The following is a 24342-nucleotide window of genomic DNA, read 5'->3' on the forward strand; positions in this document are numbered from 1 at the left end:
GGTCGCCTCCCCGGCTTATGATCTTTGCGACCAACCTGAACAGCGATCAGGCCGGATGCAAGGGCGGTGATAGGCGGGCCTGCCGCCGCAAGCGTCTTGACGCTCGCCGGCGATCCGGCGACGGGAAGAACATGCAAGCGCCCCCTACCGCCATCACCACCGTCGGCGTCGACGCCGATGACACCCTCTGGCACTGCGAGAGCCTGTTTCGCCTGACCCACCAGCGGTTCGTCGACCTGCTGTCCGAGCATGGCGACGCGGCGCATATCGAGTCCCAGCTGGCGGCGACGGAAAAGCGCAACCTGCGGCTCTATGGCTACGGGGCCAAGGGCTTCACCCTGTCGATGATCGAGACGGCGATGGAGCTGACCCATGGCGAGGTCTCGACCCGGGTGATCCGCGAGATCCTGGCCGCCGGCCGCGAGATGCTGACCGAGCCGGTCGAGCCCCTGCCCGGCGTCGAGCACGCCCTGGCCCGGCTGTCGGAGCGCTATCGCCTGATCCTGATCACCAAGGGCGACCTGCTGCACCAGGAGCAGAAGCTGGCCTCATCGGGCCTGGGCGACCTGTTCGCGGCCGTCGAGATCGTCTCGGAAAAGGACGCGGACACCTATCGCCGGGTGTTCGACCGTCATGGCACGGGCGCCCAGCAGGCGGTAATGGCCGGCAACTCGATGCGGTCGGACATCCTGCCCGCGCTGGAGGCCGGGTCCTGGGGCGCGCTGATCCCCTATCCGCTGGTCTGGGCGCATGAAGCGGCCCAGGCGCCGGCCGATCACCCGCGCTATGCCGAGCTGGACGCGATCAGTGCGCTTCCGGACTGGATCGACCAGATTTCCGCCAGCTGAGCCCCGCGATCCAGTCCCGCGCCGGGCGCTCGAACAGGATCAGCGACAGATAGGCCAGCGGGAACAGGGCCACGACCCAGAACAGAACCCACAGCCGCATCAGGTCGCCGTTCAGGTTCCACATCCCAAGCCCCACCCAGGCCAGGCCCATCTTCAGGGCGATGGGGTGCAGCATATAGAGGGTGAAGCTGAGCTGGGCCCAGGGTGCCAGGCGGCGGGTCACCGGTCCCACCGGTCCGGCGGCGTCGGCGGCGATCCCGGCCAGGCCGACGGCATAGATCACCAGCAGCAGCACATCGCGCGGAACCTTCAGCGGCGAGGCGATCAGGAAAGCGGCCAGCAGGCCCCACATCACAAGGTTCGGATAAGGCAGTCTGGCCAGCAGCGGCCGGATCTGGAAGCCCAGCATGCCGATCAGGAAGCCGGGCACGGCGCGCAGCACGCCGAAATCCCAGGTCCACTGATGGAACGGCCGGTCGCCGTGCGGGGTCTGCAACAGGATCACAAGGCTGAGGATCGCCAAGCCGCCGGTCACCCAGCGGCCCCTGGCGGTGATCCAGAACAGCAGCGGCAGGGCGATATACATCCCCATCTCGGCGCTGATCGCCCAGCTGACAAAGTTCCAGGTCTGGGATTTGCACACGCCCCAGGCGTGGATGAACAGGATGTTGGGCACGATGCAGGCGGCGTCATAGCGCCGGGGGTCGCGGTCCTGGATCCAGCCCGCCACGCCGGCGGCGGCCACGGCGATGAACACCAGCATGGTGGCCCAGTGCAGCGGCCCCAGCCGCGCCACCCGCTTCTTGAGGAAGTCGCCATACTTGCCCAGGGTGGTCAGGCGGCCGGTATAGATCGCCGCCATCACATAGCCGCTGATCACGAAGAACAGGTCGACGATCAGGCTGAAGGTCTTGATCGTGTCGTCGGCCAGTTGCCAGTGACCGTCCAGATTGATGAAGCGGTTGAAGTGGAACACCACGATCATCACCGCCCCGACGATGCGCAGGGCGTCCAGATGCAGCATCTGGTCGGAATCGGGCTTCAGGGGCGGCAGCTTGATCATGGGCGAGACGTGCGCCGGAGCGCCGAAACGGTCAAGCTGGGGAACATACCCAATTTGATTCACCGCATGGTTTGGCTGGCGGGCAAGCCACACCATGTATCGGCCATGACCCTGCAACCCGCGCCCTTCACCGACGCCGAGATCGACGCCCTGGTCGAGACCTTCTACGCCAAGGTCCAGCAGCACCACCGCTTGGGCCCGATCTTCCAGAAGGCCGTCGGCGATGACGGCTGGCCCGAGCATCTGGCGACGCTGAAGCGGTTCTGGGCCGGGGTGCTGCGCGGCGACGGCGGCTACAAGGGCTCGCCCATGGCTGTGCACCAGCGGGTCGAGGGCCTGACCGAAGGCCTGTTCACCCCGTGGCTGGGCCTGTTCCACCTGACCTGCGCCGAACTGTTCGACGCGCCCCGCGCGGCCCTGGTCGGCGCCAAGGCCGAACGCATCGCCCACACCCTGAAGCGCGGCCTGTCGTTCCGGCCGGGGGCGGCGGCTTGAGCGCCCCAGATCTGCTTGAGGCGCTGCGCCAGGCCCTGGTCGATCAAGGCTATGCGCGTTCACCCGCCGAAGAGACCCGCGCCCTGCTGGGGCCCGCCGCCCGGACCGACTGGGCCGGCTTCGCCGACAGCTGGAACGATCTGGGCCTGGACGGCTTCATGGCCGACGGCGGACGCTACCGGAAACGCCGCTTCGCCGCCTTCGCCGCGACGCCTGAAAGCGTGGTCCGCAAGCCGCATCAGCCGCACTATCAGAGCCGCGACTACAACGCCCTGAACGGCGGCGTTCAGCGCTGGTTCGACCCCGTGACCGACGCCATCGCCGACCATCCGGTCACCCGCGCCGTGATCTCGCAGGGGCTTGCGATCTTCCATCCGATCACGTCCCAGCCGCCCGCCTCCTGGCATGTGGAGCTGCACCAGTTTCGCATCGAGGCCCGGGCCGGCGAGGCTGGCCTGCCCACGCCCGAGGGCGCGCATCGCGACGGGGTGGACTGGGTGATCGTCATGCTGGTCGACCGCGTCAATGTGCTGAGCGGCGTCACCGACATCTATGCGCCTGGCGGCAAGTCCCTGGGCAGTTTCACCCTGACCGTTCCGGCCGACATGGTGCTGCTGGACGACCTTCGGGTGCTGCACGGCGTCACTGCGATCCGCCCCGAAGACCCGGACCGCGCGGCCCTGCGCGACGTGCTGGTGGTGACGTTCCGGCAGGAAATCTAGCGACCCTGACAAGTCCGGGGCCCGCAGCGCGAAGAGGCAAAAGGTGGCTATCGGATCAGAAAAGTGCTCTGAACTGGCAAGGCTGGTCCCCACTCCACGCCCGTGATCAAACACCTGGGTTGCATAGCGAGTTCGCCGACATGAAGATCGCCGGACTGGCCTTCGCCGCCCTGATGAGCCTGGTGGTTCTGTTCCAGATCGCGCTGATCCTGGGCGCGCCCTGGGGTCACCTGACCCTCGGTGGCCAGTGGTCGGGCGCACTGCCGCTGAAAGTCCGGGTGATCCCCGTGATCTCGATCCTCCTGCTGCTGGCCATGACCCGCATCGCCCTGGGCGCCAGCGGCCTGCGGACCCCGTGGGGCCCACGATGGTTGATCTGGCTGGTCTGCGCCTACATGGCCCTCGGCATCGCCATGCATATCGTCACCCCCTCGGCGGCCGAGCGGATGCTGTGGCTGCCGGTCCTGACCCTTCTGTTTGGCCTCTCCCTGTGGATCGGCATCAAGCGCCCTGCGGTCCGGCTTACGCCTCAAGGGCCGATGCAGTGACTTAACGTGAGCGCCACTCTGTGCTCGCTTGGATTTCGGTGGCAACGCAAGCCATTCACCCAAGGCTTTGACCTCGTAGCGAGCGCTTGGACTGACTGGCGCGCCGTCGCCAAAGCCTGATTCAGTGAGCTGTCACCGTAGCCGACATGGCGCCTCTGGACGACCTGCGGGTGCTGCACAGCGTCACCCCCGATCCGCCCCGAAGACTCCGCCCGCCCCGCCCTGCGCGACGTGCTGGTGGTGACGTTCAGGCAAGAGATCGGCCGGCAGGAAATCGCGACGACAGCGGCGATCTGACAAACGCACGGGTTCGCATCCTCGCCGGTTTGAGCGGCAAGATTGGGGAGGCGGCGGAGCGTCCGGGCCAGGCCCGGATGAGGGTGTAGAGGAGTACCGTTTCGGCCGTGGCCGGAGCGCTCCGCGCGATCGTTATCCGATGAGCCGCTCGGGGCGCGGGGTTTTAACCCGCTCCCGATTGAGAGGCCCCCGACGGGCGGAAGGGAAGCGACCCTTCCGGACCGCGCGGGCGATTTCAGCCCGCGCCTGGAGCGCCTTGCCGGGCGTCGCCAAAGGGTGTTCCCGGCGGTCCGGATCCGGCTTCATCACGTTCGGCCCCCGCAGGACCGCTCCGCTCCGCCAGACCCCATCGGGCCTTCAGACGACGACCGACGGGCGCGACCCGCTCGACCGCCCCCACCCCCCGTCAGGTCGCCAGCTGGACGGCCTCCCCAGGGGCGGGGCGAGGAGAAGAATACGGGCGTTTCTGAGGGGGCTGCGTCGATTTTCGATCGTGACGGTGGTCGGCGGGGTTAGGGCGTTGAATTTGTTGGGGTCGGGGCTGGGTTATCCCCGTGCGGGCACGGGGATAGGCGACCTCTTGAGATCACCGCAGTCCCAGTTCTGCGCTCTCCCCGGCGAAGGCCGGGGCCCAGATCGAACCCACAGGCGCCCATCGCGTCGGCCAGGTCTAGAGGCGCGTCATCCCCAAATGCTCAGGCTGAATCTGGGGCCCGGCTTTCGCCGGGGAGAGCGGATGGAGAAGAACCCTGTCCTGATCGTCCTGGCGCCCGAAGCGGATCGAACCGCGATCCGTCCAAAGCGGCGGCGGTCCCCGCCCTCACGATCCCTTGATTCAACGCCCACGCGCCATGGCCTATGCTACAGGCCACCCGCCATGCGCTTCGACGACCGCTTCCTTGAAGAACTGAAGTCCCGCCTTCGCCCTTCCGACGTGATCGGGAAATCGGTGAAGCTGCGGCGGCAGGGGCGCGAATATGCGGGGCTGTCGCCCTTTACCAAGGAGAAGAGCCCGTCGTTCTTCGTCAATGACGACAAGGGCTTTTACCACTGCTTCTCCAGCGGCAAGCACGGCGACATCATCAGCTACCTGCAGGAAACCGAGCGGCTGACCTTCACCGAGGCGGTCGAGCGGCTGGCCTCGGAAGCCGGCATGGTGCTGCCCGAGCCCGACGTCCGCGCCGCCCAGGAAGACCGGAAACGCCAGGGCCTGGGCGACTGGATGGAGCTGGCCGCCGCCTGGTTCGAGAGCGAGCTGCGCCGCCCGGTGGGCCAGGCCGCCCGCGCCTATCTGGAGCGCCGGGGCCTGCCCGAAAGCGAGTGGAGCCGCTTCCACATCGGCTTTGCGCCCAATAACCGCACAGGGCTGAAGGACTATCTGATCGCCAAGGGCGCCCAGCCGGGCGATCTGGTCGAGGCCGGGGTGCTAATCGCCCCCGAGGACGGCGGCGCGCCCTATGACCGGTTCCGCGACCGGATCATCTTTCCCATCACCGACACGCGCGGCAAGGTCGTCTCGTTCGGCGGCCGGGCCATGGATCCGGCGGCGCGGGCCAAGTATCTGAACGGCCCCGAGACCAGCCTCTTCCACAAGGGCCGGCTGCTGTACGGCCTGTATGAAGCCCGCAAGATCCTGCACGCGGCCCAGGCCGCCGCCCCCACCGAGACCAATCCGCTGGTGGTGGTGGAAGGCTATATGGACGTCATCGCCTGCCACCGGGCCGGCGTCGCGGCCGTGGCGGCCATGGGCACGGCCATGACCGAGGAGCAGATGGAGGTGCTGTGGCGCCTGCATCCCGAGCCCACCCTGTGCTTCGACGGCGACAAGGCCGGCCAGCGCGCCGCCAGCCGGGCCATGGACCGCGCCCTGCCCCTGCTGAAACCCGGCCGCTCGTTCCGTTTCTCGCTGGTGACCGGCGGCAAGGACCCCGACGATGTGCTGCGCGAACAGGGCCCGGCGGCGCTGAAGGCCCAGGTCTCCAACACCACGCCCTTTGTCGAGCAGTTGTTCACCCGCGAGCGGGATCTTGAGCCGCTGGACACGCCCGAGCGCAAGGCCGGCCTGAAACAGCGTCTGCGCGCCGCCGCCGCCAGCATCGCCGACAAGGACCTGGCCCAGGCCTACAAGGACGACCTGCTGGGCAGGCTGGACGCCCTGTTCCCACGCACGACCTTCACGCCCAATGACGGCGGCGGTTATGGCGGGGCCTATGGCGGTGGGCGGCCGTTCACCCCGCGCGGCCAGTGGAAGAACGGCAAGCGCGAGCCGCCTGACCCCGGCATTCGCGGCATCGCCCGCGCCTTGATCGGCGAGCGCATCAATCCCTTCCACGCCGCCATCGCCGTGGCCGCCATCGACCATCCCGGCTGGGCCCGCCCCTATGACGAGGCCATCGAGCGGGTGGGCTTTGGCGATCCGCGCCTGCGGCCGCTGGCGCTGGAGTTGTTCGAAGCCCTGGTCGACGACATGCACGACGACGCCCCGTTCCGCGAGATCCTGGCCCGCAGGGGCTTTGCGCCGCAGATCGCCGAGCTTGAGCGCGTCGCCCAGGCCCTGGCCGGCGCGCCGTTCCTGGACCCGAACATGGAGCAGCACCGCGCCCGGGCCCTGTGGTCGGCGTGCTACGAGGCGGTGATCGAAGTCGCCAATTCCGAACAGGCCCTGGAATCCCTGCGCCACGAACCCGTCACCGCCGGCAGCCTGACCGCCACCCGCGACCTGCGCACCCGCATCGGCGTGCTTCAGCGCCAGATCAGCAATCTGGAGTTCTGGCGGGGGGAGAGTTAGGCCTCCACGGCCTTCTTCAGAATGTCGTTGATCCTGCCCTGCCATCCCGGCCCGCCGGCGCGCAGCCGATCGATAACGTCCTGGTCGAGGCGCAGGGTGATCTGCTTCTTGGGTTGGTCGAGTTTGGGACGCCCCCGCTTGGTCAGCGTGCCGCTCGCCGGACGCACAAGTTGCTCGCCGTTGCGAACCTCAGCACGCTCGAAGACGTCAGCCGTCCATTCCGGAGCGTCGTCAGGGTCAACCCACGGCGTCTTGATAGGCTTTTCGTTCCCGGCCATTACACTCTCTCATCGAAATAATCCGCCGCGCAGAGCCTCGTGGCGTCCAGACCACCATGACGATCTTGGGCCCGAGACACCCGATGGTCTGGTAGCGAGCCTCTCCATAATCGACCCGATCATCTTCCACGCTGACGGTCGGGCCTTCGAAGACTTGGCCCGCATGTGCGAAGTCGAGCGCTCGATGCTCAAGCGTCAGCCATCGCTTGTCTGGATCGTAATCGATTTCCATAATATGTAGCTACAATAATTAGTTGCCGTCAAGACCTGCGCGACTATAGGGTGCTTTTGCAATTTTTCTTCCCTAGATTGCATAACTAGAAAAATAGGCCGGCTGTTGCGGCAATCCGTTGACCGCAGAGCTGCCACGCCCCTTGACACCACCCCCTCGCCCCGCCATTTGCCGACTCAAGGATTTGCCAAGCAGCTGATTGACATCGAGCGGGCCGCCGTCGCATCGCGCGCGCCCTTACCGAAACAGGATGTCACCCTCGCCGCCGACGCTGGATCCCAAGTGGTCGCGGATCGTCAAGATCGTACGCACAAGGCCGCGCTGACACGCCCGTGTCTCCGCCGAGAGGTTTCTCGCGGAGCGCTCTTCCGTGGCGAACGTTCAGCGCTGACCCAATGCGGCGCTTTGACGCCAAGATTTTTTTGGGAAACCACCGAAGGACGGCGCGGCTCCAGGCGGGCGGGACCTTTTCGGATCTAGAATTTTTTCGGCGCGCGTCTCGCGGGGGATGCCGCGCCGACTTCGGAGACCTTGATGAGCAACAATTCCTCGGCCGATACGGAAGCGCCTGAGTCCACCGGCAGCGACGGTCCGCTCCTCGACCTGACCGACGCCGGCGTCAAGAAGTTCATCAAGCAGGCGAAAGCCCGCGGCTTCGTGACGATGGAAGAGCTGAACAAGGTGCTGCCTTCGGAAGAAGTCAGCCCCGACGCCATCGAAGACACGCTGGCCATGCTCAGCGAGATGGGCGTCAATGTCGTCGAGGCCGAAGAAGACGCCGAGACCAACGAGGGCGGCGAAGTCGTCGCCCGCGAAGACAACCAGCAGGTCATCACCTCCGACAAGCCGTCGGCCTATGACCGCACCGACGACCCCGTGCGCATGTATCTGCGCGAAATGGGCTCGGTGGAGCTGCTGTCGCGCGAAGGCGAAATCGCCATCGCCAAGCGGATCGAAGCCGGTCGCGACACCATGATCCGGGGTCTGTGCGAAAGCGCCCTGACCTTCGAAGCCATCATGGTCTGGCGCGAGGAACTGGGCACGGGCCGCATCCTGCTGCGTGAAGTGATCGACCTTGAAGGCACCTACGCCGCCATCAACGGCGTCGCCGCCCAGCCCGCGACCGACGACACCGAAGCCGAACCCGCCGAGCCCGTCGATGACGAAGCCGCGCCCAAGCCGGAAGCCGAAGGCGACGACGAGGACGATTTCGACGACGGCGCCGGCCCCACCGTCAGCGCCATGGAAGGCGAACTGCGCGAAGGCGTGATGGCCATCCTGGACGCCATCGCCAGCGAGTTCGAAACCTTCCGCAAGCTGCAGGACAAGCTGGTCGGCAGCCGCCTGAAGGGCGAGGACCTCAGCAACAACGACCGCAAGGCTTATGAGGCCCTGTCGCAGACCATCATTCTGCACCTGAAGACGCTGAAGCTGAACAACAACCGCATCGAGGCCCTGGTCGAGCAGCTTTACGCGATCAACAAGCGCCTGATCGGCCTGGAAGGCCGCCTGCTGCGCCTGGCCGACAGCTATGGCATCAGCCGCAGCGAATTCCTGAAGGCCTATTTCGGCTCCGAGCTGAACCCGACCTGGAGCGACCAGGTCAAGACCATGGGCGTGCGCTGGACCAAGTTCGTCGAGAACGACCAGACCTCGGTCGTCGACATCCGCAGCGAAATCGCCGCCCTGGCCACCGAAACCGGCGTGCCGATCGACGACTATCGCCGCATCGTCCAGACCGTGCAGAAGGGCGAGCGCGAAGCCCGTCAGGCCAAGAAGGAAATGGTCGAGGCCAATCTGCGCCTCGTGATCTCCATCGCCAAGAAGTACACCAACCGCGGCCTGCAGTTCCTGGACCTGATCCAGGAAGGCAATATCGGCCTGATGAAGGCCGTCGATAAGTTCGAATATCGTCGCGGCTACAAGTTCTCGACCTACGCCACCTGGTGGATCCGTCAGGCCATCACCCGCTCGATCGCCGACCAGGCGCGGACCATCCGCATCCCGGTCCACATGATCGAGACGATCAACAAGATCGTCCGCACCAGCCGTCAGATGCTGCACGAGATCGGCCGCGAACCGACCCCGGAAGAACTGGCCGAAAAGCTGGCCATGCCGCTGGAAAAGGTCCGCAAGGTCCTGAAGATCGCCAAGGAACCGATCTCGCTCGAAACCCCGATCGGTGACGAGGAAGACAGCCACCTGGGCGACTTCATCGAAGACAAGAACGCCATCCTGCCGATCGACGCGGCCATCCAGTCCAACCTGCGGGAAACCACCACCCGCGTGCTGGCCTCGCTGACCCCGCGTGAAGAGCGCGTGCTGCGCATGCGCTTCGGCATCGGCATGAACACCGACCACACCCTGGAAGAAGTCGGCCAGCAGTTCTCGGTCACCCGCGAACGCATCCGCCAGATCGAGGCCAAGGCCCTGCGCAAGCTCAAGCACCCCTCGCGGAGCCGCAAGCTGCGCAGCTTCCTGGACAGCTAAGGCTGGGTCCAGGAACCAGAAACAAGGGCGCCCCGGTCGAAAGGCCGGGGCGTTTTCTTGTCTTGCGCTTTCAGGCCATGGGCAGGTTGGCCGGATAGGTCGGCGGTGGCGGAAGTCGCGGCCTTGGGCCAGGCTGCCCCGCCATCAGGCGGGCGTTGGCGGGGATTTCTTCCGGGGCGCGGCAATAGCGCTCGTAGGCGGTGTCGCCCAGTTCGCGGATATGCTTTGGCCCGCTGCGATTGCTGTAGCCGCCGAGATTGCCCAGCAGGTTCTTCTTGCGGCGTTCCGGCCAGTCGACCAGCGGGTTGACGCTGGTCCGGGCGTCTTCCAGCTGGCCGCCCGTCCAGTTGAACTCCAGGCCCGCCCAGGCTGCGCCCTCGGCGATCCAGCGCAGGGTGTGGCTGGAGAGGCCCAGCACGGGATTGCCGCCCCCGACCGCCCCGTGATCGCCGGGGAACCAGCGCTGCTGGTAGGGCCGGAAGCGATACGGAACATAGGCTGGGCCAGGCGTCAGAGGCTGGTCAGGTTCAAGGTTCTGCGCCACATCGCCCACCGAAAAGCCTCGCGCCGTCGCCCATTCCTGGTTCAGCACGTCGATGTTGGAGACCGGGGTCGACGAGAACACCTTGCGATTCTCGTCGATCGACACCGCGTGCCTCAGGCTGGAAATCAGCGATGAGGCCTCGGTGTCGTGAAAGCGGTATTTCGAATTGGCCGCATCGGCGAACAGGCCCAGGCGCTCGGGCAGCCCCATGGACGCCACGGTGTCCCACAGGCCCACATACATCAGTCGATAGGTGTGCAGCGTCCGGTCCGCGCCGTTTGGCCCCGCGCTCCTGGCGGTGATCTGCAGTTTTCGGGTCTGGGCTGTGTCGCGGTGCTGGAACAGCTCTTCCAGGGTGGAGGTCGCCACCGGCGAGGCTGGCGGCGCCTTGGCCGCCGCCAGCGCCTGCAGCGCGGCGGGGTCCAGATATTGGGCATAGTCTTCCTCGCCGGAGACCACGTCGTGACCGTAGCGGGCGCGGAACTGCACCGTGGCCGGACTGCGGCGGCTTTGGGTGCTGTCGGCGTAGAGCTCGAAGGCTTGTGGGCAGACATCAAAACATTCGCGCTTGAGAATGCCGATCTTGCGGATCAGGCCGCACGTGCTTCGGGCGGTAAACGCGCCGCGGCTGAAGCCGAAGATATAGATATCGTCACCGGGCTCGTAGTTCAGGACCAGGAAGCGATAGGCCGCCTCCACCTTGCGATCGAGGCCCTTGCCAAGCGCGCCGCCGAGCGTCTTGGTGGCGAAATCAGCGACCTTGCCGACGCCGGCCGAAACACCAACGCCTTCGTCGTAGAACACAACCTGTCGAACGCCGGTGGCGCTTTCAGGCAGCACTGCCTGCGCCAGGCGCGAGACATTGGTGCGGTTCTTCATTCTCAGATCGTTCCAGGTGCCGTCCAGGAACAGAGCCAGCTTCTTAGCCATCGTCATCTCCCCCGAGCCAATGCCATCCACGGTAGCATAACATTGTTATGCCCGCGATGGAGTCGCCGGGAGCCAGAGAGACGCTAGCGCGCTGAGGGCGACAGGCTGGAGAGTGGTGAACCCGCTCCCCGGGCAAACTTGGGGGAAGCCCGGGGAGCGTTATCCGGACGCGGCCGCTGGGGGGATGCGGGCGCGCCCTTGAAGCGGCGCGCTAGACCTTCAGGTCCAGCAGGGCGCCGGTCATGGAGTCGGCGGTCTTGGCCACCGCGACATTGGCTGCGAAATCGGTCTTGGCGGAAACCTGCTCGACCGCTTCCTTGACGAGATCGGTGTCAATCTCGCGCGCGCTCCACGTCGCCGTGCGCTGGGCGCTTTCGGTGAGGCGGTGAGCGGCGGCGGTCATGCCGGCGGCAGCGATGGCGAGGGCCTGCATGGACGAGGCTTTCCTTTGCGATGGAGCCACTCTCCCATCTCGCGGTTAAGCCCTCGCGCAAAAGAAGGGTGAAGATCGCATCAGCCATGTCAGGCCGCGAGAGCCACCCGACGAACCAACATTACAAAACGTTCAGGTCACCCAATCTCGACAAGCCGCTCAGGGCTGGCCAAGGTTCGCCCCTTTCGCGGGACCAGACCCGCCCTGGAGCCTGCTTGATGTCATTTTCGCGCCGCGCCGCTCTTATCAGCGCCGCCCTGCTCATGGTCGCCCAACCCGTCCTCGCCGCGCCGAAGGCCAAGACACCCGCGTCCAGCTTCACGCCGTCGCCCGATGCGATCCGCGCCCACATGACCTTCCTGGCCGATGACGCGATGGAGGGCCGCGAGGCCGGCACCCGCGGCTATGACATCGCCGCCAACTACGTCGCCGCTCAATACGCCCTGCTGGGCGTCAAGCCCGGCGCCGCCAACGGCTCGTACCTGCAGCGTGTGCCGCTGCTGGCCTTCAAGAACGCCAGCGAGGGGTCCATCACCCTGACCGGCGCCGACGGCAAGGAGCAGGCCCTGAAGTTCGGGGAGGACTACCTGCCCAGCGCTCAGGCCCAGACGACCGAGGTCAATGTCTCCGCCCCGCTGGTCTTTGTCGGCTTTGGCCTGGTGGCCCCGGAAAAAGGCCGCGACGACTACGCCGGCCTGGATGTGAAGGGCAAGATCGTCGTCCTGCTGAGCGGCGCCCCGTCCAGCCTGCAGACCGAAGAGCGCGCCCATTACGGCAACGGCAACGTCAAGCGCCTCGAAGCCGCCAAGCGCGGCGCGGTGGGCATCATCACCATGAGCACCGCCAGCGGCGAGAAGCGTCGCCCGTTCGAGCGCGGCGTGGCCGGCTATCGCGAATGGCGCATGACCTGGCGCGACGCCAATGACGTTGGCCACGTGCGCGGCGTCTCGGCCAAAAACCTGGCCGCGATCAGCCACAAGGCCGCCGGCAAGCTGTTCGCCGGCGCCCCGACCTCGCTGGAGGCGGTGCTGGCCGCCGCTGAAACCCCCGAAGGCGCGGTCAAGGGCTTCGACCTGCCGTTCAAGGCCGCCGTGGCCCTCAAGAGCGAGATCGAGAAGCGCGAGAGCAGCAATGTCGTCGGCGTGATCGAGGGCTCTGACACCACGCTCAAGGCCCAGGCCATCATCCTCAGCGCCCATCTCGACCACACTGGCGTCAACACCCACGGTACGGGCGCCGACAAGATCAACAATGGCGCGCTCGACAACGCCTCGGGCATCGCCACCCTGCTGGAGGTCGCCCGCGGCTTCAAGAACGCCAAGACCAAGCCCAAGCGCACCATCCTGCTGGTCGCCGTGACGGCCGAGGAAAAAGGCCTGATCGGCTCGGAATATTTCGCCAACAATCCGACCGTGCCCAAGGCCGACATCGCCGCCAATGTGAACCTGGACATGCCGGTGCTGCTGTATCCGTTCACCGACGTGATCGCCTTTGGCGCCGACCGCTCGACCCTGGGCCCGGCGGTGGCCAAGGCCGCCGGCCGCGTCGGCATCGCCCTGTCGGGTGACCCTATGCCCGAAGAGGGCCTGTTCACCCGCAGCGACCACTATCGCTTCGTCGAGCAGGGCGTGCCTTCGGTGTTCCTGATGACCGGCTTCCAGAACGGCGGCGAGAAGGGCTTCAAGGACTTCCTGGCCACGCACTATCACAAGCCCAGCGACGATCTGAGCCTGCCGATCGACTATGTGGCGGCCGCCAAGTTCGCTCTCGTCAACTACGAGATCGCCCGTGAACTGGCCGACGCCAAGGACCGTCCTGTGTGGAAGACGGGCGACTTCTTCGGCGCGCAGTTCGCGCCGGCGGGCCATCCGTCTGCGGCGAAGTAACTTCCGGCAAGACCGGCATTGACCCAGAGGGCGGCGGAAGAGATTCTGCCGCCCTCATAGCTTTCGAGGCTCGCTTTCCTGTGTCTGTCCGTACCGGCGCCTTCCTGAAGATCGGCGTGATCACGCCGGTGATCATGGTGTTCGACGTGTGGCTGGCCCAGCAGCTGTTCCCCGGCTTCGATCCCGGCGCCCAGTTCATCAGCGAGTTGGGCGGCCCGGCCGCCCCCGCCCCGCTGGTGTTCAATATCGGCATGGTGCTGGCCGGGACGGCCGGCCTGTTCGCCGGGGCCGGCTTCACCCATGCCCTGGAGCATGCCGGCGGGCGTCGCGCGGTCTCGGCCTTCACCGGCCTGTGGGTGGCCCTGACCGGACTGGGGGCGATCTTCGCCGGACTGTTCCACTGGCCCGACGAGATGCACCGCGCCTGCGGGGTGGGCCTGGCCATCCAGTTCGCGCCGCTGTTCACCGCCTGGGCCCTGTGGGGCGTTCCGGGCCACAAGCGCCTGGCCCAGTTCTCGCTGGGCTGGTTCTTTGGCCTGCTGCTGGTGTTCGCCCTGCTGACCGGGGTGTGGAATGTGCGCACCGGCTATGACGTCGGCTACTGGCAGCGTGGCCACGCCTTCCTGGGCCTGCTGTGGCTGGGCATCGCCGCCTGGACCCTGGAGCGCGGCTGGCGGGTGCGGATCGCGCGCGAGCTCGAGGCGATCTCGGCCTGAAATCCGGAAAGGCCTGTCAAAAAAGCCCGCAAACGATGTCGGACTGCGGTCAGGTCGTTCGTCTCTTGTCAGACAGCAGGGCGGTGACCGCCCGGGATCAACATCCGGAGACCTCATGACCCGCTATCTGATAGCCCTGCACCGCCCGGACGACTACGACCCGGCCGCCGCCGAGGACGAGGCGATGCGTCGGGGGATCAGCGCCCTGAACGAGGCGATGGTCGCCGCCGGCGTCAGGGTTTTCGTGGGCGGGCTGCAGGCCCCCGGCCGAGCCCTCTCACTACGTCTCCGGCCGGATGGACAGGTGCAGGTCATGCCCGGACCGTACCTGTCGACCGAGGAGCATGTCGGCGGCCTCTGGGTGCTGGAGGTGGCGGATCTGGATGCGGCTCTGGACTGGGGCCGCAAGGCCGCCGTCGCCTGCCGCGCCCCCGTCGAGGTTCGCCCCTTCCACTGACGGGCCTACTTCCAGGCGTAGTTGAAGCTGATGCTGATCCGCTGTTCGTCGGCCTGGTTGGGCGTCACCTCGTGGCGCAGCCAGCTTTCCCACAGCAGGACCGTACCCGGCTGCGGCTGCACATAGACGAACGGCTGCAGGGTTTCCGGCGCGTCGGTCTGACGGGTGGGCGCGGCCATCATCATCGGCAGGCGCGGATCCTCGAACTTCAGGGCCGAGGCGCCGGGCGGGATGGTCACGTAGACCGTGCCCGAGATCACGCTGTGCGGATGGATGTGGCCGGTGTGCTGGCCGCCCGGATCCAGGATGTTGATCCACAGGCTGTCCATCACCAGCTTGCCGCCGGCCAGGTCGAAGCAAAGCTCCCTGGCGAAGGCGGCGGCGTGCTTGTCGAGCTTCTTCTTCAGGTCGGCGAACAGGCTGTCGCGCTGGGCCAGATCATCCAGCGAAGCGTAGGAGGTGTAGCCCAGATAGCCCTTCTTCTCGGCCCAGGCCTGACCGGCCTCGTCCTCCTCGGCCACCGCGATGCAGGCGTCGTGCAGGTCGTCGATGAAGGTCTCGAAGCCCTTCTCTCCCGAAAGGCTGGCTTGATAGAGCGGGGTGACGAAGAGCGGGCGCGTGGTCATGGAGCGGGTCATAGCGCCCCGCGCGGTTGACGACAAACGGGCATGGGAGGATCATCTCGGCATGGCCGACGGTGAACTGACCCTGACGATAGACGCGGCTCTGGCCCAGCGCATCAAGGCGCGCGCCGAGGCGACGGGTCAGAGTGTCGAGGACCTGGCCGCTAAAGGCCTCGATCTGGTGTTCGGCAATGACCGCGGCTTCAACGACAGCGAGGCGCACTGGAACGAGGTCCAGCGCATCGCCGAAAATACCGAACGCGAGGGCGGCATACCCCTGGCAGACGTGGAGCGCTGGGTCGCATCCTGGGATACCGATAACGAACTGCCCCCACCTGAGCCAAGGCCCAGAACCGCTGGATGAAGGCTGTTGAACTCTCGGCGGAAGCGCGGCGAGACATCCAATACCTGCGAGGCTGGCTTGCAGGTCGTGCACCCGGCTCGGCAAAACGGGCGACCCAAGCGATCATCGCGGCGACCAAGAGCCTCGCAACCTTTCCCGAACGCGGCCGCCTGGTGCGGGACAATCTGAGGGAACTCATCGTTCCTTTCGGCTCTGCGGGCTATGTCCTGCAATACGCCGTGCAGGGAGAGCGCGTGATTGTCGCCCGCGTGTTCCACAGCCTTGAACGTCGCTGAACCGCCCAGACTCGCCTATATGTCCGTCGTGAACGACGACAGCCCCTCCCCCACCGTCCAAGACGCCCCCGCCCTGCGCGGCGCCGACCTGATCAAGGACGAGGCCGCGCGCCTGCCTGACGGGCCCGGCGTCTATCGGATGATCGGCGAGGACGATGAGGTCCTGTATGTCGGCAAGGCCAAGAGCCTGAAGAAGCGGGTGATCCAGTACGCCCAGGGCCGCTTTCACACCAACCGCATCGCCCACATGGTCGACGCCACGCGGTCGATGGTGTTCGTCACCACCCGCACCGAAGCCGACGCCCTGCTGCTCGAGATCAATCTGATCAAGTCGCTGAAGCCGCGCTTCAACGTGCTGCTGCGCGACGACAAGAGCTTTCCCGAGATCATGATCCGCCGCGACCATGACGCCCCGCAGCTGCGCAAGCATCGCGGGGCCCACACGATCAAGGGCGACTATTTCGGGCCGTTCGCCAGCACCTGGGCGGTGAACCGCACGCTCAACACCCTGCAGAAGGCGTTCCTGCTGCGCTCGTGCAGCGACAGCGTCTATGAGGGCCGCGACCGGCCCTGCATGCTGTACCAGATCAAGCGCTGCGCGGCGCCGTGCACGGGGCTGGTCAGTATCCCCGACTATCAGGCCCTGGTGGACCAGGCCGAGGCTTTCCTAAGAGGCAAGTCCCGCGCAGTGATGGCGACCATGGCCGCCGAGATGGAGGCCGCCGCCGAGGACCTGGAGTTCGAGCGCGCCGCCCGACTGCGCGACCGCATCCGCGCCCTTTCCTCGGTGGCCCAGGAAAGCCAGATCAACCCCGAGACCGTGGACGAGGCCGATGTCGTGGCCCTGCACGTCGAGGGCGGCCAGGCCTGCGTGCAGGTGTTCTTCTTCCGGGCCGGCCAGAACTGGGGCAACCGCGCCTACTTCCCCCGCATCACCGGCGCGGCCGAGGAGGAAGGCGTCAGCGAGGAGGCCCAGGCCATGACCGCCTTCCTCGGCCAGTTCTATGACGACAAGCCGATCCCGCGCCTGATCCTGGCCAATATCGAACCCGCAGAGGCTGCCTTGTTGGCCGAGGCCTTCGCCCTGAAAAGCGGCCGCAAGGTCGAGATCGCCGTGCCCCGGCGTGGTGAGAAAGCTGATCTGGTGCAGCACGCCCTGACCAACGCCCGCGAGGCGCTGGGCCGCAAGATGGCCGAGGGCAGCGCCCAGACCAAGCTGCTGGCCGGGGTCGGCGAAGCCTTCGGGCTGGATACCGCGCCCGAGCGGATCGAGGTCTATGACAACAGCCACATCCAGGGCACCAACGCCGTGGGCGGCATGATCGTGGCCGGGCCGGACGGCTTCATGAAGGGACAGTACCGCAAGTTCAACATCAAGAGCACCGAGCTGACCCCCGGCGATGACTACGGCATGATGAAGGAGGTGCTGAAGCGCCGCTTCGCCCGCCTGGTCAAGGAAGAGGAAGGCGGTGACAGCGACAACCGCCCCGATCTGGTTCTGGTCGACGGCGGCAAGGGCCAGTTGGACGCGGCGCTGGAGATCATGGCCGAGCTGGGCGTCGACGACATCGCCGTGGTCGGCGTCGCCAAGGGTCCGGACCGAGATGCCGGCCTGGAACGGTTCTTCATGCCTGACAAGACGCCGTTCATGCTCGAGCCGAAGTCGCCGGTGCTCTACTACCTGCAGCGCCTGCGCGACGAGGCCCACCGCTTCGCCATCGGCGCCCACCGCACGCGCCGCTCGATGGACCTGAAGAAGAACCCGCTCGACGAGATCGAGGGCGTGGGTCCCGGCCGCAAGAAGGCCCTGCTGCACGCGTTTGGCTCAGCCAAGGGGGTCGGCCGCGCGGGGGTCGAAGACCTGCTGAAAGTCGAGGGCGTCAGCCAGGCCCTGGCCGAGCGCATCCACGCCTTCTTCCGCAAGAGCTGAAGCCAGGCCTTGTGACGCGGCCCGGGCGGGCCACATCAGGGGAATGTCCGATCTGATCGCGATCCTGATCACCCTGGCCGTCATCGCCGTTCTGACGCCGGCAGCGATCTGGGGCGTCCGCAACGCCAGGCGCTCAAAACGGGCCATGGCCCCACTGGCCGGCATGATGATGCTGCTGGGCGCCTTCTTTACCGCCGATCCGCCGCCTCCCCCGCGATCGGAATCGATCGCGCGCGAAGAGGAGGACGAGGACGGGGCGGCCGACGGAACGAAGCCAGAGATTTAGGTTTAATCTTGTAATCTTTTACACTTGTCAAACAAGACAGTGCTGCGCACTCTCGCCCGCAGGGATGGGAGAACGCCGATGACGAGACCGGTCTGGGACAAGCCGCGCCGCATGCCGCTGCTGCCGCGCATCCTCTCGGGTGTGATCGTGGTCGCGATCCTGGGCGCGCTGGTGTTCGGCGTCATCGATCTGATGCGCGTGGAAAGCCTCAACGCCACCCTGCCCCCGGCGACGGCCGAGCAGATGCTGGTCGAAAAGCCCAAGGCCCGGGCCGAATGGGGCCATGTGCGGGCCAATCTGAAGACCCGGCTGAACCAGACCAATCCGCTGGATCTGGGCGCGGTCTGGTCCACCCGCACGGGCCGCGTGTGCGGGCTGGTCAACGGCCGGGGCAGCTTCGGCGGCCTCAGCGGCATGGTGCGGTTCTATTCGGTCAACCGGGTCCCGGTCTTCCATCAGGACATCGATCACCTGGAGTTCCAGCACGCCTGGTTCGAGTGCAACCGCGACCGCTGGGTCAGGCTGCGGGAGGGCTCCGAGGAGCCCGGCTTCTGCGGCACCGAACTGGGCAAGCGCCGCTGCTATACCGTGCGGGTTATCGACCGCGTGCGGACGGTGGAAGACTAGAGCATTCCGTCCTGACTGCGTCAGTCCGGAGCTCCAGTTCTTGTTTTAACGCATTTTCTTCACGCGAACCGGAATCCACTTCGCTCGAAAATGCTCTAGAAACCCCGCATCTCGACCGGCTCACGGGCCGCGTCCAGACGGATGGCGATGTCGGCGCGGGGCGGCAGATCGCGGGCGATCCACTCGGTCAGACGCTGATAGTGGGCGACGAAGCGGTCCAGGGCCATCTCGTCCATCGCCAGCCGGGGGTCGCGACCCTGAGCGGCCAGATCGTGACGCAGGCGCTGCTCCTGCTGGCCCCGCCAGGCGCGCACGGTGGCAAAGTCGGGGGCGGTCATCGCGACCAGAAGATCGATCCTGTCGAACAGCGCGCGATAGGGGCCCGCCAGGGCGGCATTCGCAAAGCCCCGCCAGACGCCCGCGGGGTCTTCCTCGCGCTCGAGGGCGTTGACCGGTTCATCAAGGGCCGCCTGCGGCTGGGCCCGGGCGCCCACGCACCAGCCCTCCAGCAGGATCACCTGCGCCGGTCCCTCGAAGGGCTCGAAGTCCGCGACCGGCACCCGATCGTCGGCGGCCTTGTCGAAGCGGGGCAGCAGCACACGGCCCGGAAGGGCCAAAGCATCCAGCACGCTCAGACCCAGCGGGATGTCGTGGGTCCCCGGAACCCCGCGCGTGCGCAGCAGGGGATGGACCGTCCGGCCCAGAACCAGACGCTCTGCGTGGGTCAGATACAGGTCGTCCAGCGACAGATTGGCGGTCTTCAGGCTCTGGCCCCTCAGCAGCCGGGTCACCAGCGCCGTCAGGGTCGACTTGCCGGCGCCCTGCGGCGCGCAGAGGCCGACCACCAGCGGCCTGTCGCGTCCGGCAGACGCTTGGGCGATCCGCGCGGCGAGGGGGATGTGGAGCCGGTCGGCCAGATCGGCGAAGCGCGGCGGCAGTCCCGCCTGCGCCATGAAGGCGGCGACCTCTCTGCTGTCGGGCGCCATGCTCAGAACGGATTGGCCCAGCGCACGGCGTCCGCCGCCGGCAAGGGCAGGGTCGCCTCGAACACCAGCCCCTCGAGCCGGAAGTCGAAGCTGGGCGAGCCTTTCAGTTCCCGACGGATCGAGCTGTCGATCAGCCGCGTGCCAAAACCCGGCTTGCTGGGCGCGGTCACGGCAGGGCCGCCCGTCTCGACCCAGACAAGGGTCAGGACCCGGGTCTGCGGATCGATCCGCCAGTCGATGCTGACCCGCCCGGCCGGGGCCGACAGGGCGCCGTACTTGGCGCTGTTGGTGGCCAGTTCGTGAAACACCATCGACAGGGCCACGGCGGTGTGGGGATCCAGGGAGACAGGCGGCCCCGAATAGGCGATCCGTTCGCCGTGGGCGCGGGTGCAGACGCGCATCAACTCGTCCAGGTCGGCCTTGCTCCAACCGCTGCGGGTCAACAGGTCGTGGGCGGCCGAAAGGGCGATCAGCCGCTCCGTGAACATCTCGACCGGCGCCCCTTCCAGCTTGCCGAACGTCTGGCGCGCCAGGGCCTGAACCGTGGCCAGGGTGTTCTTCACCCGGTGGTTCAGCTCGTTGATCATCACCTTCTGGCGGTCTTCGCGGGTTTTCAGTTCACGGGACGCGACGGCCAGGGCGTCATGGATAGCGGCCACTTCCTCGAGGCTTCGCCCGCTCGGCTCGCCCACCGGCTGCCCCTCGCCGATCGCGCGGGCGGCGGCGACTAGGACGCTCACCTGGCGATTGATGCCGCGCGAGACGAACAGCGCCATACTGATGCCCAACACCAGCAGCAGCCCGAAGACGCCGGTGGCGACGGCGACGGACCGGATCACCGCGCCATCCAGCTCGGCGCGGGGAAGCGCGACGATCAGGGTCCAGCCCGTCTGGGCCGACCGCGTATAGGCCACCACGGTCGGCACGCCTTCGAGCGATACGCTCTTGCCGATACCCTCGTGGGCGCGTTTCAGGCTTTCAATCGTCGCGGCCGGTACGGTGCGACCGGTCCACATGGCATTGTCGGCGGAGCGGGCGATGACCTTGTAGTTGCTGTCCACCAGGGTGGCGATCCAGCCATCGGGAACACGCTGCTGGCGGAAGACCGACGTGAACGAGGCGGCCTCGACCACATAGGCCAGAAGATGGGGCTGACCCTCGATATCGACCCGGGCCCCTACGGTGATCACCGGCTTCTTGGACACCCGGCCAACCCGCAGATCCGACACCCTGCTCTCGCCGGCCATGAGGGCCTGGGTCAGCTGTTGTGGCCTTTGCACCTGGGGCAGGGGCGAGCCATAGGGGCGCAGGGTGTTGATGAGCTGCTGGCCGGCGACGTCGGTCACCACGACCCAGCCCGTCCGCAGCTCCATCACGCGGCGGGCGCGGGCGTCAAATTCCTTCAGATCGCCGGCCTGCAGGGCCTGGTCGCTGGCCAGGGTCTCGACGACAGCGATCCCGACGGCGGTCTGCTGATCCACGGTGCCCGAAAGGGCGCGGGCCGTTGTCAGCATCTGCTGGTAGGTTTGCGCGCGGCCATGACGATCGGCGCCTGCCAGCAGGAAGCCCATGCTCAGCACTGCGGGAACCAGCAGGCTGACCGTCAACAGAATGAGCCGGACGCGAACAGAATTGACGCGCCCCCGGACCTGGCGCCGGACACGATCCAGAAGATTCATGCGATCAAGACTTCGCAAAACCCCGAACTCCTGCCTCGTTCCCTTGTCCTCTGTATAGCCAGAGTGGGCGAGTTCCCTGCTACGAAAAATGCCCGTTATGGTTTAGGTCTTACAGCGGCGTAGCCCTTTGACCATTTCCCGCGTTAGAAACTCACCATGAAGAATCTTCCGAACATCCTCACCGCATCGCGCCTTGTCGTCGCCCTGTTCATGTTCGTGGCGCTGGCCGCCGCCGCCGGCGCGCTGCCCTATCTCAGCGAACGCCTGACCTTGGAAGATCAGTTGCGGCTGGAACGCTGGGCGTTCTGGGCGTTTGTGATCGCCGCCCTCACCGACTTCTTCGATGGCTGGCTGGCCCGCAAGCTCGACGCCGTCACCGTGTGGGGCGCGATCCTCGATCCCATCGGCGACAAGATCCTGGTTTGCGGCGCCCTGCTGGGTCTGATGGCCCTGGGACCCAACCCGATGATCGTGCTGCCGGCCGGCCTGATCCTGTTCCGCGAATTCGCCGTCAGCGCCCTGCGCGAGGTCGGGGCCGGCAAGGGGATCAAGCTGCCCGTCACCGTGCTGGCCAAGTGGAAGACCACCCTGCAGCTGGTGGCGATCGGCGCCGAGATGGTGCTGGCGTCGTGGGGGGCCTTCGGCCTGCCCGACACCCCGGACGTCGTGGGGCCCGCCACTCTGGCGATCCACGGCCTGCTGTGGCTGGCGGCCATCATCACCCTGATCACCGGCGCCCAGTACTGGGAAGCGGCCCGCAAGGCGCTGACCTAGACCGCAACCGCCTATTCAGCCGCCAGCAGATCAGGGGCGTCATCCTCGACTCCACCCTCAACGGCGTCCGGATCGGTCGGGCCATACAGCAGCCATTCGCTGTCCAGCGGATCAAAGCCCCGACGCGCCCGTTCGGCGCGCATCATCAGGGTCAGCCAGTTCGCACCGGTTGTTTGCAATACCATCCTCGCCTCCTGTGGCCTGGAGATGTTATTGAGAATGACTCGCAATAGCGGCGGCCGCAAGGCTGTTTCGTCGCAGGACCTGCCCTCGCCAGACTTCGCCGCAAAGGGCCAACACGACCTCATCGCGAAGATCTGAAGCGTTCGCCAGAGGCGGTGAAAAGCTGAGCTCAAGATTCCCCTTGCTGGCGCGGCCGTAAACCCTCATCATGAAGCTATCGAATTCGCTGCCGTTCGGCCTGCTATTCCATGCTTCCTTCGAGGAAGCGCCGGACGCGCCTACCGATCCCCAACGAAATTTGATCGTCGAACGGAACGCTTCCGGCGGCGACTGCTATCCAAAGGACTACACACCATGGCTACCGGCACCGTTAAGTGGTTCAACGGCACCAAGGGCTTCGGCTTCATCCAACCGGATGACGGCGGCTCGGACGTTTTTGTGCACATCTCGGCCGTTGAACGCGCCGGCCTTCGCACCCTCAATGAGGGCCAGAAGATCACCTACGAACTGGAACAAGACAAGCGCAGCGGCAAGATGTCCGCTGGCCAGCTGCAAGCTTAATCCAGTCAGAAAAGCGCCGATACGCCGGCGCTCTTCGAAAGCTTCCTATAGGCCGGCGCTTGCGCCGGCCTATTTGCGTTTAGGGTCCTTTGTATTCGGAGACGGCCGCACTAGGTTGGCGACGCTCCCTTAGCCTTGGTTGGCCCCGCATGCGCACGGCCCGGATTTTGATCGTCCTGCTGGCCAGCCTGATGCTCGCCGCCTGTGGCTCCCTGCCCCGCGAGACCTATAGCGCAGGCGATATGCTGGGCGGCGCTCCGCAGGGTCTGAGCGACATCCGCTTCAACGCCGGCGATACGGCCGCCGGTATCCGCTTTGCGGAGGCGGCCCGCGCCCGCACGGCGGACCGAAGAAACCTGAACGTGCTGGCCGTATCCGGCGGGGGCTCGAACGGGGCTTACGGCGCAGGCCTTCTGGTCGGCTGGACCAAGGCCGGTGGACGGCCACAGTTCGATATCGTCACCGGCGTAAGCACCGGGGCCCTGACCGCGCCCTTCGCCTTTCTGGGGCCGGACTGGGACAAGCGTCTGACAGAGGCCTACACCAGCAAGGCGGCCGATCATATTCTCCAGCGGCGGGGTCTGGACTTCCTGTTCCGGGCAAGCGTCTACAACAACACCGCCCTGCGCGGACTGGTCGAGGCCTATGTCGATCCGCCGCTGCTATATGCCATTTCGGTCGAGCACGCCCAAGGTCGCAGCCTGCTGATCGCCACGACCAATCTGGACACCGAGGAGACGGTGATCTGGGACATGGGCGCGATCGCCTCGCGTGGCGACGCCGCTGCCCTCAAGCTGTTCCAGGACGTTCTGGTCGCGTCGGCCAGCATCCCGGGTGTCTTCCCGCCGACCCTGATCGAGGTTCAGGGCAAGGGTCGCAGCCTGTCGGAAATGCATGTCGATGGCGGTGTGAGTACGCCGTTTTTCGTCGCGCCCGAGGGTCTGCTGCTCTGGACCCTGCCTGTATCCATCCAGGGCCAGGACACGGCGCAACAGGGCAATATCCGCGTGATCGTCAATGGCAAGATCGGCGGGAGCTTCGCCTTCACCAAGGGCAGAACCCTGGCCATTGTCGGCCGGGCCTGGAGCACCATGAGCAAGGCCCAGATGCGCACACACCTGACCGCCAGCGCCGCCTTCGCCCGCCGCAACGGCGGCTCGCTGATGTTCGCCGCCATCCCCGACGAGGCCGACGCTGATACCTCGGGCCTCGACTTCAAGGCCGCCAATCGCAAGGCGCTGTTCAAGCTGGGCTATGACAGCGCCCTCAGCGGCAAGGCCTGGCAGACCCCGGATGCGCTGGCGGAGCCGACCAAGGCGCCGTGACG

At 66.5% G+C, this 24342-nt stretch carries 25 protein-coding genes and 1 pseudogene; 17 read left to right on the forward strand and 9 right to left on the reverse strand.

Going from position 1 to position 24342, the window contains the following annotated elements; all coding sequences use genetic code 11:
• Positions 1 to 131: 131 nt before the first annotated feature.
• On the forward strand, positions 132 to 848 hold the full coding sequence (locus ACW17Z_RS07015) for an HAD family hydrolase (RefSeq protein ID WP_492058136.1): 717 nt from the start codon (positions 132 to 134) through the stop codon (positions 846 to 848).
• On the opposite strand, the gene ACW17Z_RS07020 is transcribed toward ACW17Z_RS07015, so the two are convergent.
• On the reverse strand, positions 805 to 1911 hold the full coding sequence (locus ACW17Z_RS07020) for an acyltransferase family protein (RefSeq protein WP_492058137.1): 1107 nt from the start codon (positions 1909 to 1911) through the stop codon (positions 805 to 807). The two genes, ACW17Z_RS07015 and ACW17Z_RS07020, sit on opposite strands and share 44 nt — an antisense overlap.
• A gap of 105 nt (positions 1912 to 2016) precedes the next feature.
• Here ACW17Z_RS07020 and ACW17Z_RS07025 point away from each other — a divergent pair, with 105 nt between their 5' ends.
• The 4 genes from ACW17Z_RS07025 (at position 2017) to dnaG (ending at position 6761) form a co-directional block, all read left to right on the forward strand.
• Positions 2017 to 2406, forward strand: coding sequence for a group III truncated hemoglobin (locus ACW17Z_RS07025; protein ID WP_492058138.1), 390 nt, complete (start codon positions 2017 to 2019; stop codon positions 2404 to 2406).
• Positions 2403 to 3128, forward strand: coding sequence for a 2OG-Fe dioxygenase family protein (locus tag ACW17Z_RS07030; RefSeq protein ID WP_492058139.1), 726 nt, complete (start codon positions 2403 to 2405; stop codon positions 3126 to 3128). Before ACW17Z_RS07025 ends, ACW17Z_RS07030 begins: the two co-directional genes overlap by 4 nt.
• Before the next feature lie 140 nt (positions 3129 to 3268).
• Complete coding sequence (locus ACW17Z_RS07035; protein WP_492058140.1) at positions 3269 to 3676, forward strand: hypothetical protein; 408 nt, start codon at positions 3269 to 3271, stop codon at positions 3674 to 3676.
• Positions 3677 to 4850: 1174 nt separating this feature from the next.
• Complete coding sequence (gene dnaG, locus ACW17Z_RS07040) at positions 4851 to 6761, forward strand: DNA primase (RefSeq protein ID WP_419320207.1); 1911 nt, start codon at positions 4851 to 4853, stop codon at positions 6759 to 6761.
• Here the strand turns inward: dnaG and ACW17Z_RS07045 are convergent.
• Together ACW17Z_RS07045 and ACW17Z_RS07050 are read right to left on the reverse strand one after the other, a co-directional pair.
• The gene (locus ACW17Z_RS07045) at positions 6758 to 7039 is read right to left on the reverse strand and encodes a BrnA antitoxin family protein (protein ID WP_492058141.1); all 282 of its coding nucleotides are present in this window, start codon (positions 7037 to 7039) and stop codon (positions 6758 to 6760) included. The two genes, dnaG and ACW17Z_RS07045, sit on opposite strands and share 4 nt — an antisense overlap.
• Complete coding sequence (locus tag ACW17Z_RS07050; RefSeq protein WP_492058142.1) at positions 6999 to 7271, reverse strand: BrnT family toxin; 273 nt, start codon at positions 7269 to 7271, stop codon at positions 6999 to 7001. Before ACW17Z_RS07050 ends, ACW17Z_RS07045 begins: the two co-directional genes overlap by 41 nt.
• A gap of 534 nt (positions 7272 to 7805) precedes the next feature.
• On the opposite strand from ACW17Z_RS07050, the gene rpoD reads away from it, so the two are divergent.
• The gene (rpoD, locus tag ACW17Z_RS07055; protein ID WP_492058143.1) at positions 7806 to 9761 is read left to right on the forward strand and encodes an RNA polymerase sigma factor RpoD; all 1956 of its coding nucleotides are present in this window, start codon (positions 7806 to 7808) and stop codon (positions 9759 to 9761) included.
• Positions 9762 to 9831: 70 nt separating this feature from the next.
• Here the strand turns inward: rpoD and ACW17Z_RS07060 are convergent, their stop codons facing one another.
• Positions 9832 to 11235, reverse strand: a complete 1404-nt coding sequence (locus ACW17Z_RS07060; RefSeq protein ID WP_492058144.1) for a T6SS phospholipase effector Tle1-like catalytic domain-containing protein — start codon at positions 11233 to 11235, stop codon at positions 9832 to 9834.
• A gap of 211 nt (positions 11236 to 11446) precedes the next feature.
• On the reverse strand, positions 11447 to 11668 hold the full coding sequence (locus ACW17Z_RS07065; protein WP_419320202.1) for a flagellar hook protein FlgE: 222 nt from the start codon (positions 11666 to 11668) through the stop codon (positions 11447 to 11449).
• A gap of 218 nt (positions 11669 to 11886) precedes the next feature.
• On the opposite strand from ACW17Z_RS07065, the gene ACW17Z_RS07070 reads away from it, so the two are divergent.
• The 3 genes and pseudogenes from ACW17Z_RS07070 to ACW17Z_RS07080 all read left to right on the forward strand — a co-directional run bounded on the left by ACW17Z_RS07070 (position 11887) and on the right by ACW17Z_RS07080 (position 14727).
• Positions 11887 to 13554: a M20/M25/M40 family metallo-hydrolase gene (locus ACW17Z_RS07070; RefSeq protein WP_492058145.1), complete on the forward strand. Its 1668-nt coding sequence runs from the start codon at positions 11887 to 11889 to the stop codon at positions 13552 to 13554.
• Positions 13555 to 13572: 18 nt separating this feature from the next.
• Positions 13573 to 14270, forward strand: a pseudogene (locus tag ACW17Z_RS07075) (DUF998 domain-containing protein).
• A 115-nt stretch (positions 14271 to 14385) separates the two neighbouring features.
• Entirely contained in the window at positions 14386 to 14727 is a 342-nt protein-coding gene (locus ACW17Z_RS07080) for a YciI family protein (RefSeq protein ID WP_492058146.1), read from the forward strand.
• 5 nt (positions 14728 to 14732) lie between these two features.
• Here ACW17Z_RS07080 and ACW17Z_RS07085 read toward each other — a convergent pair whose 3' ends face one another.
• Positions 14733 to 15353, reverse strand: a complete 621-nt coding sequence (locus ACW17Z_RS07085) for a TIGR02466 family protein (protein ID WP_492058147.1) — start codon at positions 15351 to 15353, stop codon at positions 14733 to 14735.
• Positions 15354 to 15414: 61 nt separating this feature from the next.
• Between ACW17Z_RS07085 and ACW17Z_RS07090 the strand changes: the two genes are divergently transcribed.
• The 5 genes from ACW17Z_RS07090 to ACW17Z_RS07110 all read left to right on the forward strand — a co-directional run bounded on the left by ACW17Z_RS07090 (position 15415) and on the right by ACW17Z_RS07110 (position 18832).
• Positions 15415 to 15714: an antitoxin gene (locus ACW17Z_RS07090; RefSeq protein WP_492058148.1), complete on the forward strand. Its 300-nt coding sequence runs from the start codon at positions 15415 to 15417 to the stop codon at positions 15712 to 15714.
• Entirely contained in the window at positions 15711 to 15989 is a 279-nt protein-coding gene (locus tag ACW17Z_RS07095; protein ID WP_492058149.1) for a type II toxin-antitoxin system RelE/ParE family toxin, read from the forward strand. The genes ACW17Z_RS07090 and ACW17Z_RS07095 overlap by 4 nt, the downstream gene beginning before the upstream one ends.
• 19 nt (positions 15990 to 16008) lie before the next feature.
• The gene (gene uvrC / locus ACW17Z_RS07100) at positions 16009 to 17919 is read left to right on the forward strand and encodes an excinuclease ABC subunit UvrC (RefSeq protein WP_492058150.1); all 1911 of its coding nucleotides are present in this window, start codon (positions 16009 to 16011) and stop codon (positions 17917 to 17919) included.
• A gap of 43 nt (positions 17920 to 17962) precedes the next feature.
• A complete protein-coding gene (locus ACW17Z_RS07105) occupies positions 17963 to 18205 on the forward strand; it encodes a hypothetical protein (protein ID WP_492058151.1) in 243 nt (80 codons plus the stop codon).
• Between the two features lie 78 nt (positions 18206 to 18283).
• On the forward strand, positions 18284 to 18832 hold the full coding sequence (locus tag ACW17Z_RS07110) for a hypothetical protein (protein ID WP_492058152.1): 549 nt from the start codon (positions 18284 to 18286) through the stop codon (positions 18830 to 18832).
• A gap of 95 nt (positions 18833 to 18927) precedes the next feature.
• On the opposite strand, the gene ACW17Z_RS07115 is transcribed toward ACW17Z_RS07110, so the two are convergent.
• A complete protein-coding gene (locus ACW17Z_RS07115; RefSeq protein ID WP_492058153.1) occupies positions 18928 to 19818 on the reverse strand; it encodes a kinase in 891 nt (296 codons plus the stop codon).
• Between the two features lie 2 nt (positions 19819 to 19820).
• Positions 19821 to 21425, reverse strand: a complete 1605-nt coding sequence (locus tag ACW17Z_RS07120; RefSeq protein WP_492058154.1) for a sensor histidine kinase — start codon at positions 21423 to 21425, stop codon at positions 19821 to 19823.
• Positions 21426 to 21653: 228 nt separating this feature from the next.
• Between ACW17Z_RS07120 and pgsA the strand changes: the two genes are divergently transcribed.
• Positions 21654 to 22271: a CDP-diacylglycerol--glycerol-3-phosphate 3-phosphatidyltransferase gene (pgsA, locus tag ACW17Z_RS07125; RefSeq protein ID WP_419320187.1), complete on the forward strand. Its 618-nt coding sequence runs from the start codon at positions 21654 to 21656 to the stop codon at positions 22269 to 22271.
• An 11-nt stretch (positions 22272 to 22282) separates the two neighbouring features.
• On the opposite strand, the gene ACW17Z_RS07130 is transcribed toward pgsA, so the two are convergent.
• The gene (locus tag ACW17Z_RS07130) at positions 22283 to 22456 is read right to left on the reverse strand and encodes a hypothetical protein (protein WP_419320186.1); all 174 of its coding nucleotides are present in this window, start codon (positions 22454 to 22456) and stop codon (positions 22283 to 22285) included.
• A gap of 352 nt (positions 22457 to 22808) precedes the next feature.
• Here ACW17Z_RS07130 and ACW17Z_RS07135 point away from each other — a divergent pair, with 352 nt between their 5' ends.
• Together ACW17Z_RS07135 and ACW17Z_RS07140 are read left to right on the forward strand one after the other, a co-directional pair.
• Positions 22809 to 23015 carry a cold-shock protein gene (locus ACW17Z_RS07135; protein WP_062148808.1) on the forward strand — a complete coding sequence of 69 codons (207 nt, stop codon included), beginning with the start codon at positions 22809 to 22811 and terminating at the stop codon, positions 23013 to 23015.
• Between the two features lie 149 nt (positions 23016 to 23164).
• The gene (locus ACW17Z_RS07140) at positions 23165 to 24340 is read left to right on the forward strand and encodes a patatin-like phospholipase family protein (RefSeq protein WP_492058155.1); all 1176 of its coding nucleotides are present in this window, start codon (positions 23165 to 23167) and stop codon (positions 24338 to 24340) included.
• The last annotated feature ends 2 nt before the right edge of the window (positions 24341 to 24342 follow it).

It is taken from the genome of Caulobacter sp. GSs2, from assembly GCF_058680895.1.